Raw genomic sequence first — 12,804 nt, 5'->3', positions numbered from 1 at the left:
CCCGCAGGCCGTCGGCGCACGATGGGCGCCGACGGCCTGCGGCAACGAGGCGATCAGCCCGTCGACGTGGACGGGGCGGCGTTCCGCCAGACCGTCAGGTCGAGGGTCATGTAGGTGCTCGGCGAGTCCTCCGGGGAGAAGGCCTTGACGGTGACCAGACCGAGGTGGCCGGTGCCCGTGGTGACGCAGACCTGGCGGCCCGGCGACAGCTTGTTCACGTAGATGTTCTGGGTGAACCGGGTCTCCGCGCGGCACGCTTCGAGCGAACCGACCTGGCCGGGGTCGAGCAGGACCAGGTTGCCGCCGCTGCTCTCGGCGTCGAGGTAGCCGCCGGTGTCGTAGGAGAGCTCGTAGCCGTTGTCCTCCCCGTCCTGGGGGCGTACGTCCTGGTCCCCGAGGGTCAGGTGGTAGCCGGCCGTGAGGTTGATGTTCTTGTACGTGGCGGCCTGCGCGGCCGGGGCCGTCGACGGCTTCGGGGTGGAGCTCCCGGTCCCGGCGCCCCCGTTCCCCGTGCCCCCGCTGCCCTGGGTGCTCGCCGAACCCTTCCCGTTGGGCTTGCCGCCCGCGTTCGAGGCCGCCTGGTCGTCCTTGTCCTTCAGCACGACGTAGGCGGTCGCGCCGCCCGCGACGGCGAAGGCGAGGACGGCGGCGACAGCGATGACCAGACCGCGCCCGCCGCCCTTCCGCTGCTGCTGGGGCGGCTGCTGGGGGTGGTGGCCGGTCGGCGCCGACGGGCCGGACCAGGACTGCTGCGGGTACGTGGGCCCGCCCGGCGCCTGCGCCGGGGCGTACCCGGGACCGCCCGGGCCCTGCGTCGGGGCGTACCCGGAAGTGCCCGGGCCCTGCGTCGGGGCGTACCCGGAAGTGCCCGGGCCCTGCGTCGGCGCGTACGCGTAGCCGGGCGCCGGAGCGGCCGCGGCCGGGGGCGCGGCCGGGGTGGCGGCCGGGCCCGCGGGGGCGACGGGGCCCGTGTTCGGCGGCGGGCCGTACCCGGGCGGCGGGGTCGACGGCGCGGACGGCACCGTCGGCGAGTACCCGGCCGGTGCCGCCGGTGCCCCTGCCGGGGCGGCCGTCGGCGGCGGGGGCGTCTGCGGTGGCGCGGGAGCCGCGGCCCGGGCCGTGATCTCGGCGGAGACCGCGGCCGGCAGCCAGTCCTCGGGCCGCCGCAGCACCGTCGCCGCGTTCGCCGCCTGGCACAGCCGGATGATCTCGGAGAGCGTCGGCCGGGCCTCGGGGTCCTTCGCGAGGCAGCGCGTGACGAGCTCGGTGAGCCGCTCCGGAACGGCGCTCAGGTCCGGCTCCTCGTGCACGATCCGGTAGAGCACCCCGTGCCCGGTCCCCTCGCCGAAGGCCGGGACACCGGTCGCCGCGTACGCCGCGACCTGGCCGAGCGCGAACACGTCCGTGGCGGCCGTGACCTTGCGCCCCGCCGCCTGCTCGGGCGCCATGAACGACGGCGTCCCTATGGTGACTCCACTGCCCGTCAGGGACGTCGCGTCGGCCGCGTGGGCGATGCCGAAGTCGATGACGCGCGGCCCGTCGGCGGCGAGCAGCACATTGGACGGCTTCAGGTCGCGGTGGACGATGCCCGCCCCGTGGATGACGTGCAGGGCCTCGGCCATGCCCGCGACGAGCAGCAGCACCGTCTCCACGGGCAGCGCACCGTGCGCCACGACCGCGTCGGCGAGCGAGGGCCCCGGCACGTACGCGGTGGCCAGCCACGGCTGAGCGCCGTCGGGGTCCGCGTCGATGACGGGGGCGGTGAACAGGCCCTGGACGCGCTGCGCGGAGCGCACCTCCTGGGCGAACCGGCGGCGGAACTCCGCGTCCTCGCCGAACTCGGGACGGATCAGCTTGATGGCCACCGGGCGTCCGCCGGGCGTGTACGACAGATACACCTTGCCCATGCCGCCGGCGCCGAGCCGGGCCGCGAGCCGATAACCGGCCACCGTCGTCGGGTCGTCCGTCGCCAGGGGCTGGAACACCCCGGAGCCGCCCCGGTCCGCTTGCTGACCGCCCATGAGCCCATGTCTCCCCACGCAGAACACTGTTTGCCGGAGGGCACCCTACCGGTGGCCGGCGCCCTCGGCGGAGTCCGTCGTGACCTCCGCTCCCGTGAGCCCGGCGCGCTCCGCGAGCGCGCCGCCCTGGAAGCGGCTCTCCGCCCCCAACTCCTCCAGGAGATCGGCGATGTGACGGCGGCAGGTGCGCAGCGACATCCCCATCCGACGGGCGATCACCTCGTCCTTGGCGCCCTCCGCGAGCAGCCCCACGAGCGCCCGCCGCAGACTCGGACCGACCTCCTTGTACGCGGCCTCGCTGGTGCCGCGGAAGGGGACTGCCCCGGACCAGTGCTGCTCGAACACCCGGCAGAGGTACGCCACCACGTCGGGGTCCCGGACGAGGACCGCGCCCTCGCCCGTACCGCCGTCCGCGCGCCGGGGCAGGAAGGCCACCGAACGGTCGAAGACCACGGCCCGGTCGGGCAGTTCGGCCGCGGTGCGGTACTCGGCACCCGCCTCGGTGAGCCGCTCCACGTACCCCTGGGTGGAGAGGCTGGTCCGCGCCGAGTGCTGGTACAGCGTGCGCATCCGCACCCCCCGGCGGAGCATCGCCACGTCCCGCTCGACGGCGTCCCCGAGGCGGTGCGCCGCCCGGCCGCCGCCCGGCTGGATGCTGAACACCTCCTCCCGGCAGCGGGCCGACTCCTCGGTGAGCATCGCGGAGGCGGACGCCATGTCGGGCAGGACGTCGAAGCCCTCCCGGCGGCCCTGCTCGCGCCGGGCGGCACGGTACCGGGGCATCAGGGAGTGCAGATCGTCGCGGAGGGACTGGGCGTGCGCGGCGGCCCGCGCGAGCTCCGCCTCCATGGGACCGACCACTTCCGCCGCGGCGGCGTCCGGGCTCACCGGGATCAGTTCCTCGCTCCGGCCCGGCGCCGGCCGGAGCAGCCGGAGACGCCGCAGGGTGCGGCAGGCCGCCTCGACCTCCTCGCGGCCGAGCCCGAGGGCCGGAAGCCCGTCCGGCGACGGCGCCGTGAGGCCGCCGTGCTCCAGCGCGTACGCGAAGACGGCGACGGCCCCGGCGTCCAGCCGAGGTATTCCGTCCGCTTCCACCCCAGTAGTCACGCATTTCCCCCGTGATGCGGCCCTGCTACTTCCGTGCCATGCAGGGTATTGCCAGGTCATGGCCCTGGACCAAGCGGGCTCGCCGGGATGAACTGGGGGTGTCCGGCCGAGGGAAACCCCATCAGGCCGACATACGGCGTGAACCCGCCAGACACGGAGCTTCCCGCCCGCCCTCTCCACTCCCGAACCAGGAGCCGCACCATGTCCGTTGCCGTCCGCTGCCTCCTTCTCCTCGCCGTCCTGCTCGCCGGCGGAGCGAGCGTCGCCACCCAGGACGGCGCACCGGAGACGACGCGGACGGTCGCCGCGACCCCCTTGGACACCAGCTGGGGCGACGACTACGAGCGGCCGGTGCAGTAGGCATGTCGTCACCCACCGGGAACCCTTCCCCGACCGCCCCCGGCCCCCGGCGCTCGCGCGCCGAAAGTGCCGTGGACCGGGCCTTGTTGCCCGACATCGTGCGCGCCGCGATCGCCCGGAGCGCACAGGAGCCGTGGAGCGTCGAACCCGGCCCGTTCTGGTGTCACGTCGTGCCCGGCGGGGCCGTGGGACGGGCCCAGGGCTGGAAGCTCCACGTGCCCGCCACCCCGCTCTCCGCGCCCCTGGTCCTCGCCCGGTCCGCCGAGGTCCTCGTGGCCCACCGCGCGGCCTTCAAGTTCGCCGGGAGTCCGGCCAAGATCGCCGCGCTGGTCTCCGGGCGCTTCGCGCGCGGCGGGGGCGGCAAGTTCCTGACCGTCTACCCGGCGGACGACGCGCAGTTCCGGCGGCTCGCCGAGGAACTCCACCGGGCGACCGAGGGACTCCCGGGCCCCGCCGTCCTCTCCGACCGCCGCTACCGGCCCGGAAGCCAGGTCTTCTACCGGTACGGCGTGTTCAAGGGCGTCCGGGAACTGACGGCCGACGGCTCCTTCGCGGCCCGCCTCACCGACCCCGAGGGCCGGCCGGTCGCCGACGAGCGCAACGCCTGGTTCAGCCCGCCGGCCTGGGCCGGCGACCCCTTCCCCGACCGTCCCGCCGCACCGGCCCGCAGCACGGCCACGGCCAGGCCCGTCCTCCTCGGCGACCGCTTCCTCGTACGGGGCGCGATCCAGCACTCCAACAAGGGCGGGGTCTTCCGGGCCGAGGACACCCGCACCGGCGCGCAGGTCGTCGTCAAGCAGGCGCGGCCCCACGTGGGCGCCGGTCTCGAAGGCCTCGACGTCCGGGACCTGTTGCGCCGCGAGGCCGCCCTGCTCGAACGGTTCGGCCGGGCGCGTCCCGACCGGGTCCCGGGCCTCGTCGAGGTGTTCGAACAGCAGGGCAGCGTGTTCCTGGCCACCGAATCGGTCCCCGGGGCGACGCTCCGACGCACCGTCGCCGAGCGCCTCGCCCGGGACGGCAGCGGCTGCCCCGACGACCGTACGGCCGACTCCCTGGTCCGGCAGCTCGTCGAACTCGTCGCCACCGCCCATGAACTCGGCGTCACCCTGCACGACTTCAACCCGAACAACGTCATGGTCACCCCGGACGGGCGGCTCGTCCTGATCGACCTGGAGATGGCGGCCGTCGAGGGGGAGCGGTGGGTCCTCGGCGCCACCCCCGGCTACACCGCCCCCGAGCTGCGCGCCGTCGACCAGGTGGCCCCCGCCCTGCCGCCGGGCGTCGACCTGTACGCCCTCGGCGTCACCGTCCTGCACGCCCTGACCGGAGCGGATCCGGTCTTCGCGGAGGACCTCCCGCGGGACACGGCCCGGCCGGACGAGCGGCGTCTGGCGGACCTCGTGCGTCTCCTGGCCCGCGACGACGCACGCGTACGGCGGTTCACGCCGCTGGTCCTGGGGCTGACGCGGGACGCCCCCGAGGACCGGTGGACCCTGGACCGGGCACGGGAGTTCCTCGACGGAGCCCGGGCTCCGGATGCCGGGCGGCCCCCGAGGAAGGACGAGCACGCGGACGCGGCGGCCACGCGCGCGCGTCTTCTGCACGACGGCATCGCCCACCTCCTGGCCACGATGCGTCCGCACGATCCCGAACGGCTGTGGGCCTCGGACGCGTTCGGCGAGACCTGCGACCCGGTGGCCGTCCAGCACGGCTCGGCCGGCGGCGTCGCCCTGCTCGCCCGGGCCCTCGGCCACGGGGACATCGGGCTCGGTGCCACGGGAACCGGTCCCGTGACCCGCGAGTCGCTCGCCGAAGGCCTCCGCTCCGCCGCCCGGTGGACCGCGGAGCGGCAGGAGACGCTGCCGAGCGACCCGCCGGGCCTGCACTTCGGCCGTTCGGGCACGGCCTGGGCCCTGCTCGACGCCGCCCGCGCCCTGGACGACACCGCCCTCGCGGACCGGGCCCTCGCCCTGGCCCTCGGTCTGCCCGTCCGTGGCCCCAACCCGGACGTCTGCCACGGCGTGGCCGGCTCCGGTCTGACGCAGCTGCACTTCTGGCGCACCACCGGGGACCCGCGGTTCCTGGACCGCGCCGCCGAGGCCGCGGAAGGACTGCTCGACGCGGCGCGGTGCACCCCCGAAGGGGTCTTCTGGCCGGTGCCGGAGGACTTCGGCTCGGCGCTCGCCGGTGCCTGGCACTACGGCTTCGCGCACGGCGTGGCCGGCGTCGGCACCTTCCTGCTGCTCGCGGCGGAGGCCACCGGCGACAAGAGGTTCCTCGACGCGGCCACCGAGGCGGGGGCCACCCTCGCGGCAGCCGCCCGCCGCGGACCGGCGGGGGTGCTCTGGCCCGTGGACCGGGCGCGCCACCTCTCCGACTCCCCGGAGCTCGCCCGCCACTGGTGCAGCGGCTCCTCCGGCGCCGGCACCTTCCTGGTCCGGCTCTGGTCGGCGACCGGCGCGTCCGACACGCTCGTACGCGACCTGGTGGACGGTGCGGCCCGCGCCGTACGGGTGGGCAGGGTGACCGACTCGCCGGCCACCTGTCACGGGCTCGCGGGGAACGCCGAGTTCCTCCTCGACGCCGCCGAGCGGACCGGCGACGAGAGCCACCGCGCCGCCGCCGAACTCCTGGTCGAGCACCTGGCCGCACAGGCCGTACTGCGCGACGGCCGCCTCCTCGTACCCGACGAGAACCGAAGGACCGTCCTCGCCGAGTACGCCACCGGTCTCGCCGGCAGCCTCTCCCTGCTGCTGCGCCTCCGGTGCGGAGGCCCGCGTGCCTGGCTGCCGGAGGACGGCCCGGTCCACCCCTGAGTGTCCGGCGGCCGCAGGCCGCCGGCGTACCACCGAGACATCCGAAGAATCCCAGAAGGAGACCGTCATGACGGAGTACGACATCGATGCCCTGCAGGTCCTGCCGGAGGAGGTCCGCACCGAGGACGCCCGTGGCGAGGAGCACGCCGCCGCTCTGATCACCGCCTGCCGCTGGCTCACGAGCGGCTGCTGACCCGCTCCGCCCACGGAAGGGGGCCGGCGTCCCGGCCGGCCCCCTTCGCGCGCGGCGCGACCCCCGTGGAGGCACGACCGTAGACTCGAAGTGCGGGCCCGTCCCGCTGCCGGGCGCGGGGCGCCGCGTACGGCATGGAGGCGTCGATGACCAGGCTGACGGGCAGGGCCCTGCGGGTGACGGTCTTCGTGGGGGAGACCGATCTGTGGCACCACAAGCCGCTGTACACCCAGATCGTCGGCCGGGCGCGTGAGGCCGGTCTCGCGGGGGCGAGCGTGTTCCGCGGCATCGAGGGCTTCGGGGCCTCGTCGCTGATCCACACCCAGCGTCTTCTGTCGCTGAGCGAGGACCTCCCCGTGGCCGTGGTCGTCGTCGACACCGAGGAGAAGATCCGCGCCTTCCTGCCCCAGCTGGACGAACTGGTCGGCGAGGGCCTGGTGATCCTCGACGACTGCGAGGTCATCCGCTACGTCGGCCGTTCGAAGCCCGCCTGAGGTTCACGAGGGCGTGATCGCCGAGATTCCCTTGCGGAGCTCCTCCGGGTTCATGACGGGGGAGTAGTGGATCCTGGCGTCGAGGCCCATGAAGAACGGCTCCGAGATCTTCGGCATCTGGGACGGGTCGGCCAGGTCGAAGAAGATGTAGCCGGTCCGACAGCCGTCCTCGACGGTGAAGTAGGCGGCTTCCGCGTCGAGTTCCCGGAGCGTGCTCTCCAGGGTGTTCAGCAGCTTGCCCTGTCTGATGGCCTCGTTGGAGGCCGAGGTGTCCATCGTGATCTTCAGCAGCATGCGCATGACGCGGCCTTTCCCGACCGGGCGGGCGCTCCGTTCGGGGCGCCCGGGATCCCGGACGCGCTCAGTTACAGCGTCCCCCTTCGCCTCGGGCGCGACCACTCGACGGGTCGAGGCAGCGGACGGTCGTCCCGTCGGCGTGCGGGGCCAGGAACGCCTCGGTGCCGTCCGCGGGACGGATGACGACCTCGCCGGTGACGTGGTCCAGGTCGAAGGCGCCGGCGGGCAGTCCGTGGCGGACGGAGACGAGGTTGTACGAGTCGACGGCCGGGTTGATGCGCGGCAGGGCGCCTTTCCGCGACGCCGGGGGCCAGGTGGAGGGTGACCACGGGCGAGTTCCGTTCGCGTGGGCGGACGAGAGGGCGGGCGGGGCCGGTCAGGTCAGGGCCAGGAGGCTGACGGCCACCGCCGCCGTTCCCAGACCGACGAGCTGGCCGCGGTGGATGCGTTCGGCGAGGACGGTGCGGGCGAGCAGGACCGTGCCGACCGGGTAGAGGGCGGTGATGACGGCGACGACGGCGAGGTCCCCACTGCGGGCGGCGAGCAGGAAGAGCAGGTTCGCCACCGAGTCGAGAACGCCCGCGGCCGCCGACATGGCGTACGCCGGCCGTTCGGAGCCCAGCCTGCGGTACATCACGGCCGCCGCGGCGAGGATCACGGCCGAGGAGACGGCCCGGCCCACGATCAGCGGCGCCACGCCGCTGTCCGAGGGCGCCTGGTGCAGGAAGATCAGCTGGAGGGCGATCGCGGCGCCCGCCCCCAGGGCGAGCAGCAGCGCGGTACGGGACGGGCGTGCCGTACCGGAGCCGTGCCCGGCGCTGACCAGGACCACCGCGGCCAGGGCGAGCGGCAGCCCCACGAGGCCGGTGACGCCCAGGTGCTCGCCCTGGACCAGCCCCACGCCGACGGGCAGGAGGGCGGACACGAGCGCGGTCACCGGCGAGAGGACGTTCATCGGGCCGATCGCCAGGGTCCGGTAGAGCAGCGCGAAGGCCGCGGCGGAGGCGACACCGGACGCGGCGCCCCAGACCAGCACGTCGGCGTCGAACGAGGCGCCGAGGAAGGGCCAGAGCAGCAGCTCCACGGCGAGCGAGGCCGGGGCCGCGATCATCACGGTCCGCAGCACATGGGCCTTGCGGGCTCCGAGGCCGCCGAAGAAGTCGGCGCATCCGTAGGCGAGGGAGCTGCCCAGGGCCAGCAGCAGAGCGATCATGGTTCGTACATCCCTTACTATTTCAGTGGAACGACTGAACCGTACATCGGAACGACCGCGCTGTGTCAATCAAACGACCGGACGGTGCATTCCACTGGTCCACCTATGCGAACGGTGATCGGATGGCCGAGACAGAGGCAGCCCTGCGGACCCTCGCCCGCAACGTGAGGACGGCCCGCAACCGGGCCGGCCTGTCCCTGGACGAACTCGGCAGACGCGCCCAGGTCAGCAAGGGCGCCCTCGTGGGCCTGGAGAAGGCCCAGGGGAACCCGAACTTCGCCACCCTCGTCCGCCTCGCCGACACCCTCGGCATCTCCGTCTCCGCCCTGATGGAGGGCCCGGCCGAGGGCCGCGTCCGCGTCGTGACCGCCGAGGCCGTCGCGCCGCTCTGGACCGGCCGGCTGGGCAGCGAGGCCCGCCTCATGCTGACGACCTCCGGCCCGGCCCCCGTCGAGGTCTGGCGCTGGACCCTCGAACCGGGCGAGGAGTACCCCAGCCACCCCCACCAGGCGGGAGTCGTGGAGACCGTCAGCGTCACCGCCGGGCGGATGACCCTGGTCGTCGACGGCACGGAACACTCCGTCGAGGCCGGGCAGACCGCCACCTTCGACGGCGACGCCACCCACACCTACCGCGGCGCGGGCGAGACGACCTGTCACCTGATCATGACGGTCCACCTGCCGCCCGGCCCCGCCGCCTGACCCGGAGCCGCACCCAGGGCCTCGCGCGGAGCCGCCCCGCCGCCTCGCGCGGAGTGGCTCTCACCGCTCCCGGGGGAGGAAGGCGGGGCGCAGGGACGTGTCCACCGGGTCGTAGTACCGGTGGAAGACCGGCGTCGTGGAGCCGGACACCGGCGGGACGATCCAGCTCCAGTCGGCCGGCACCGGCCTGCCGTGCCGGCTCTCCTGCGCGATGTGCCGCAGGAACCGCTCGGACTCCGTGTGGTGGTCCGCCATCGTCACCCCGGCCTTCTGGAAGGAGTGCAGCACCGCCACGTTGAGCTCGACGAGCGCCCGGTCCCGCCACAGCGTGCGTTCCGAGGAACGGTCGAGGCCCAGCCGGTCGGCGACGACCGGGAGGAGGTCGTAGCGCTCGGCGTCGGCGAGGTTGCGGGCGCCTATCTCCGTCCCCATGTACCAGCCGTTGAACGGCGCCGCCGGATAGCGCACCCCGCCGATCTCCAGCGTCATGTCGCTGATCGCCGGCACCGCGTACCAGCGCAGTCCGAGCTCCGCGAACCACCCGTGGTCCGGGTGCCGGAGCGGCACCTCCATGACGCAGTCGTCCGGCAGCTCGTACCACTCGGGGCGCACGCCCGGACGCTCCTCGACCATCAACGGCAGGACCTGGAAGGCCTCTTCGTCGCGCTTCCAGCCCAGGGAGCGGGCGCGGGCCGTCGGCTCGGCGGCGCGCGGGTCGCCGAGCCGACGGCCCTCGGGGGTGTTGTGCCCCGCGTAACGCACCAGCTGGTCGTTGACGATCCGCGGCGCCGGACGCTCCGGCCGGTCGGGGGCGAACACCGAGATCACGGGTCGGATCCGCCCGCCGTTCCCGGCGATCCGCAGGTGCTCGAAGCACGCGGCGGCGATGTCGTCGGCCGACGTGACCTGCCGCAGGTCGCGCACCACGAGGCTGCGCCAGTAGAGCCTGCCGATGCAGCGGGCCGCGTTGCGCCAGGCGACACGGGCGCCGAAGGACAGTTCGGCCGGGGTGTGCTCGTACGTCCCGGTCCGGTCGATCTCGGCCAGCACCGCGCGCACCCTGCGCTCCACGTCCCCGGCATCGGGCTGCTCATGATGGAACTGCCGGACGAAGCTCTCCGCCTCCCGGCGGTCCGTCACCCGCGTGACGGGCCTGCGTGGTCGGTCCTGCCACTCGCCGGACGAGGGGGCGGACGTGAACGGACAAGCGCTGACAGTGGCGGCCTTGCGGCGGCGACCCAGACTGAAGACCAAGGTGTTCCCTCCCGCCCCCATGACTACCGTACGCGACCGCCCGGTTGTGGAGAGTAGGGAGAGTTCCGGATACGGAGGGCGCCGGGCTGCTAGGGTGCCCGGCGCCCGGACCCCCGGGGGTTGTCTCAGGGCCGGGCGGCGGGAGAACCCTCCCCGTCACGACGGCGGGAGACATGACCGCGCCACCCGGCCAGGAACACCAGGACGGTCAACACGGCCGAACCGCCGACGAGTCCGTCCCGTCGGCCCGCCGCGTCGACCTCGTCCGCCCGCTCCATCGGCAACTCGCCCCGGGAGTCGCGGACGACGTCGAACCGGTCGCCGACCCTCGGAGCGTCGACGCCGCGGTACACCAGCCGCTCGTCCAGCACATGGCCGTCGGCGCGACGCAGGGTGAGCCGGTGGTTCTTGCCGCCGGCGGGAGCGGCGCTGTCGGCCGTCACGACGACGCTCTCCCGCACGCCGTACCGCTCAAGCGCCAGTTCGGGGGCGTACTGCACGGCGCCGACCAGCACGAACAGCGCCGGCACGGCGGCCAGGAGCACCGACCACACGCCCCGGTGCACCAGATGCAGCAGGATCCCGAACAACAGGAAGAGCACCACGCCGAGACCGATGGCGACCCAGTCCGCGCGCGGCAGGAGAGACGAGACGACGGCGACGGCGCCGGCCGACGCCCAGAGGTACAGCGTCAGCGCGGCGGTGCGGAGCAGCGCCGCGCCCGGCCGGGCCGAGGGGCGGACCGGCGGGGCCGCCGAGGTGTGGACACCGGTGGTCATCCGCTCAGAGCCCCGCGACCTTGGCCGTCGCCGACAGCTCGTACACCAGCGTGACCGTGCGCCGGCCGCCCGGCGGCAGCGGGACGTCCCAGCGGACGATGCCTTCCTCGTCCACGGCGTCGGGCGCCGGGGAACAGGCCCCCTCGCGCAGGCGCACCTCCACCGCCGAGACCTCGGAGACGGGGATCCGCTCCCGCACCACGACCACCCGCTCGTCCTGCTCCCCGGGCGGAGAGAAGCGGGACAGGTGCAGCCGGACCGTGCGGGTGACCACCGTCCGCTGGGTGAGGCCGGTGGTGTCGCGGGACTCCTCGGTGTGCCGGACCACCCGATGGTCGTCGCGGCTGCCGAAGGCGAGCTCGACGGCGGCGCCGGGAGCCGTGAAGTCCAGCGTGCCGCGGCCGGTGAACCCGCTGCCCCGGACCAGGTCCACGGGCCCCGCGAGCAGGGCGTGGCCGGACAGGTTGTCGCACCTCACCACCTGGGTGACCAGCGGGGACAGTTCGGGGGAGCAGGCGTACTCGCTGCTCGCGGCGGTCGTGAACGAGGAGACCGGCACCCGGTGGGCCCGGCCGTCCCCGGGCACGGAGACCGGCGCGGGGGAGTGCAGGACCCGCGCCTCGCCCCCGTCGTCCACGCCCGGCAGACCGAGCACCGGGGCCGGGCCCAGCGTCGCGATCTCCTCCTCGCGCAGTTCGACGTCGATCGTGCGGCGCTCCGCCGCGCTGCGGTCCTTGAGCGTCAGCCGGTCCTCGACGAGCCGCGGCGGCTCGGTGGCGAGCGCGGACCGGGCGGTCGACAGCGTCAGCCGTACGTCCGACCAGTCCTCCCCGGTGCGCTGCCACACCATGGCGTCCGTCTCCAGGCTCAGGGACTTCCCGTCGAACACGGCCCGGTAGGCGGGCCTCCACAGCGCGCACGGGGTCAGATGGCTCAGCCGCAGCCGTACGGGCCCGGCCGCCGCCGCCTCCACCGTCAGCTCGACATGGGCGACGAGCTCGGCGGGCTCCTCCTCGGCGAGCTCCACGGCGCGCCGGATCTCCTTGAGCTCGGCGGTGAGCGCCGTCAGCCGGGCTTCCACGGTACGGAGTTCCTCGCCGTACGTCTCGCGCTCGGCGTCCACGCGGTCCAGCTCGCGGCTCCAGCGGGGACGTTCGGACTCTCCGAACCCGGCACCCTCGCCCATCTCCCGCAGCAGGTCGGCGGCGAGCCGGCCGAGCAGGTCGAGGCGGCCGCGCAGCCGGTCGCGGCGCCGCTCCACGGCGAGCCGCTCCTCTTCGAGGGCGTGCTCGCGGTGACGGAGGGCGGAGTCGTCGTCGCCGGGCGGCACCGGTCCGCGCGGCGTCCACGTGCGGACGATCCGTACGTCGAGCACGGTGGCGGGGTGCTCGGAGGTCAGTTCGGCGTGGAGGGTGCGGTCCACGGCGAGCGCGCTGACCGGTCCGAGGCGCAGGCGCTGGACGCCGGCCGTCAGGTCCAGCACGGCGGTGCGCTCGACGTGGGCGCGGTCCTCCAGGCAGGTCACGGCGGTGACGGGAAGGGCGATCGGCTGCGGGTCCGTGATCATGT

Annotated in this window: 12 protein-coding genes and 1 pseudogene; 5 read left to right on the top strand and 8 right to left on the bottom strand. The window is 74.5% G+C overall.

The genetic code is table 11. The features are described 5' to 3' along the window. Positions 1 to 53: 53 nt before the first annotated feature. Positions 54 to 2,021: a serine/threonine-protein kinase gene (locus ACF07V_RS07945; protein ID WP_392152180.1), complete on the bottom strand. Its 1,968-nt coding sequence runs from the start codon at positions 2,019 to 2,021 to the stop codon at positions 54 to 56. Between the two features lie 45 nt (positions 2,022 to 2,066). Next, positions 2,067 to 3,128: a hypothetical protein gene (locus ACF07V_RS07940; protein WP_392152178.1), complete on the bottom strand. Its 1,062-nt coding sequence runs from the start codon at positions 3,126 to 3,128 to the stop codon at positions 2,067 to 2,069. Positions 3,129 to 3,329: 201 nt separating this feature from the next. On the opposite strand from ACF07V_RS07940, the gene ACF07V_RS07935 reads away from it, so the two are divergent. The 4 genes from ACF07V_RS07935 (at position 3,330) to ACF07V_RS07920 (ending at position 6,991) form a co-directional block, all read left to right on the top strand. Continuing rightward, on the top strand, positions 3,330 to 3,488 hold the full coding sequence (locus tag ACF07V_RS07935) for a hypothetical protein (RefSeq protein ID WP_392152177.1): 159 nt from the start codon (positions 3,330 to 3,332) through the stop codon (positions 3,486 to 3,488). 83 nt (positions 3,489 to 3,571) lie between these two features. Then, positions 3,572 to 6,304 carry a class IV lanthionine synthetase LanL gene (gene lanL / locus ACF07V_RS07930; protein ID WP_392152175.1) on the top strand — a complete coding sequence of 911 codons (2,733 nt, stop codon included), beginning with the start codon at positions 3,572 to 3,574 and terminating at the stop codon, positions 6,302 to 6,304. A gap of 67 nt (positions 6,305 to 6,371) precedes the next feature. Beyond that, positions 6,372 to 6,497, top strand: a complete 126-nt coding sequence (locus ACF07V_RS07925) for a hypothetical protein (protein WP_255325155.1) — start codon at positions 6,372 to 6,374, stop codon at positions 6,495 to 6,497. Positions 6,498 to 6,643: 146 nt separating this feature from the next. After that, on the top strand, positions 6,644 to 6,991 hold the full coding sequence (locus ACF07V_RS07920) for a DUF190 domain-containing protein (protein ID WP_392152173.1): 348 nt from the start codon (positions 6,644 to 6,646) through the stop codon (positions 6,989 to 6,991). Positions 6,992 to 6,994: 3 nt separating this feature from the next. Here the strand turns inward: ACF07V_RS07920 and ACF07V_RS07915 are convergent, their stop codons facing one another. From ACF07V_RS07915 to ACF07V_RS07905, 3 genes and pseudogenes are all read right to left on the bottom strand, one after another. Further along, positions 6,995 to 7,291, bottom strand: a complete 297-nt coding sequence (locus ACF07V_RS07915) for a hypothetical protein (RefSeq protein ID WP_392152172.1) — start codon at positions 7,289 to 7,291, stop codon at positions 6,995 to 6,997. Between the two features lie 148 nt (positions 7,292 to 7,439). Continuing rightward, positions 7,440 to 7,589: pseudogene (locus tag ACF07V_RS07910) on the bottom strand (phenylalanine--tRNA ligase beta subunit-related protein); the annotation flags it as partial. Between the two features lie 75 nt (positions 7,590 to 7,664). Beyond that, positions 7,665 to 8,501 (bottom strand): EamA family transporter, encoded by an 837-nt coding sequence (locus ACF07V_RS07905; RefSeq protein WP_392152170.1) that lies wholly within the window; start codon positions 8,499 to 8,501, stop codon positions 7,665 to 7,667. A gap of 122 nt (positions 8,502 to 8,623) precedes the next feature. Here ACF07V_RS07905 and ACF07V_RS07900 point away from each other — a divergent pair, with 122 nt between their 5' ends. After that, complete coding sequence (locus tag ACF07V_RS07900) at positions 8,624 to 9,202, top strand: helix-turn-helix domain-containing protein (RefSeq protein WP_392152169.1); 579 nt, start codon at positions 8,624 to 8,626, stop codon at positions 9,200 to 9,202. Positions 9,203 to 9,262: 60 nt separating this feature from the next. Here ACF07V_RS07900 and ACF07V_RS07895 read toward each other — a convergent pair whose 3' ends face one another. The 3 genes from ACF07V_RS07895 to ACF07V_RS07885 form a co-directional block, all read right to left on the bottom strand. Then, entirely contained in the window at positions 9,263 to 10,477 is a 1,215-nt protein-coding gene (locus ACF07V_RS07895) for a nitric oxide synthase oxygenase (protein WP_392152167.1), read from the bottom strand. 104 nt (positions 10,478 to 10,581) lie between these two features. After that, positions 10,582 to 11,235 carry a hypothetical protein gene (locus ACF07V_RS07890; RefSeq protein ID WP_392152165.1) on the bottom strand — a complete coding sequence of 218 codons (654 nt, stop codon included), beginning with the start codon at positions 11,233 to 11,235 and terminating at the stop codon, positions 10,582 to 10,584. A gap of 4 nt (positions 11,236 to 11,239) precedes the next feature. Next, the gene (locus ACF07V_RS07885) at positions 11,240 to 12,802 is read right to left on the bottom strand and encodes a DUF4139 domain-containing protein (protein WP_392152163.1); all 1,563 of its coding nucleotides are present in this window, start codon (positions 12,800 to 12,802) and stop codon (positions 11,240 to 11,242) included. Positions 12,803 to 12,804 lie beyond the last annotated feature (2 nt).

Origin of the sequence: Streptomyces sp. NPDC015661 (genome assembly GCF_043077765.1) — a bacterium.
GTDB lineage: Bacteria > Actinomycetota > Actinomycetes > Streptomycetales > Streptomycetaceae > Streptomyces.
This window is presented reverse-complemented; position numbering and strand designations above follow the sequence as displayed.

Coding starts and splice junctions, on each gene's coding strand:
- ACF07V_RS07885 (WP_392152163.1), bottom strand. CDS start 12,802: ATGATCACGGACCCGCAGCCGATCGCCCTTCCCGTCACCGCCGTGACC.
- ACF07V_RS07905 (WP_392152170.1), bottom strand. CDS start 8,501: ATGATCGCTCTGCTGCTGGCCCTGGGCAGCTCCCTCGCCTACGGATGC.
- ACF07V_RS07890 (WP_392152165.1), bottom strand. CDS start 11,235: ATGACCACCGGTGTCCACACCTCGGCGGCCCCGCCGGTCCGCCCCTCG.
- ACF07V_RS07915 (WP_392152172.1), bottom strand. CDS start 7,291: ATGCGCATGCTGCTGAAGATCACGATGGACACCTCGGCCTCCAACGAG.
- ACF07V_RS07900 (WP_392152169.1), top strand. CDS start 8,624: ATGGCCGAGACAGAGGCAGCCCTGCGGACCCTCGCCCGCAACGTGAGG.
- ACF07V_RS07925 (WP_255325155.1), top strand. CDS start 6,372: ATGACGGAGTACGACATCGATGCCCTGCAGGTCCTGCCGGAGGAGGTC.
- ACF07V_RS07920 (WP_392152173.1), top strand. CDS start 6,644: ATGACCAGGCTGACGGGCAGGGCCCTGCGGGTGACGGTCTTCGTGGGG.
- ACF07V_RS07895 (WP_392152167.1), bottom strand. CDS start 10,477: ATGGGGGCGGGAGGGAACACCTTGGTCTTCAGTCTGGGTCGCCGCCGC.
- ACF07V_RS07945 (WP_392152180.1), bottom strand. CDS start 2,021: ATGGGCGGTCAGCAAGCGGACCGGGGCGGCTCCGGGGTGTTCCAGCCC.
- ACF07V_RS07935 (WP_392152177.1), top strand. CDS start 3,330: ATGTCCGTTGCCGTCCGCTGCCTCCTTCTCCTCGCCGTCCTGCTCGCC.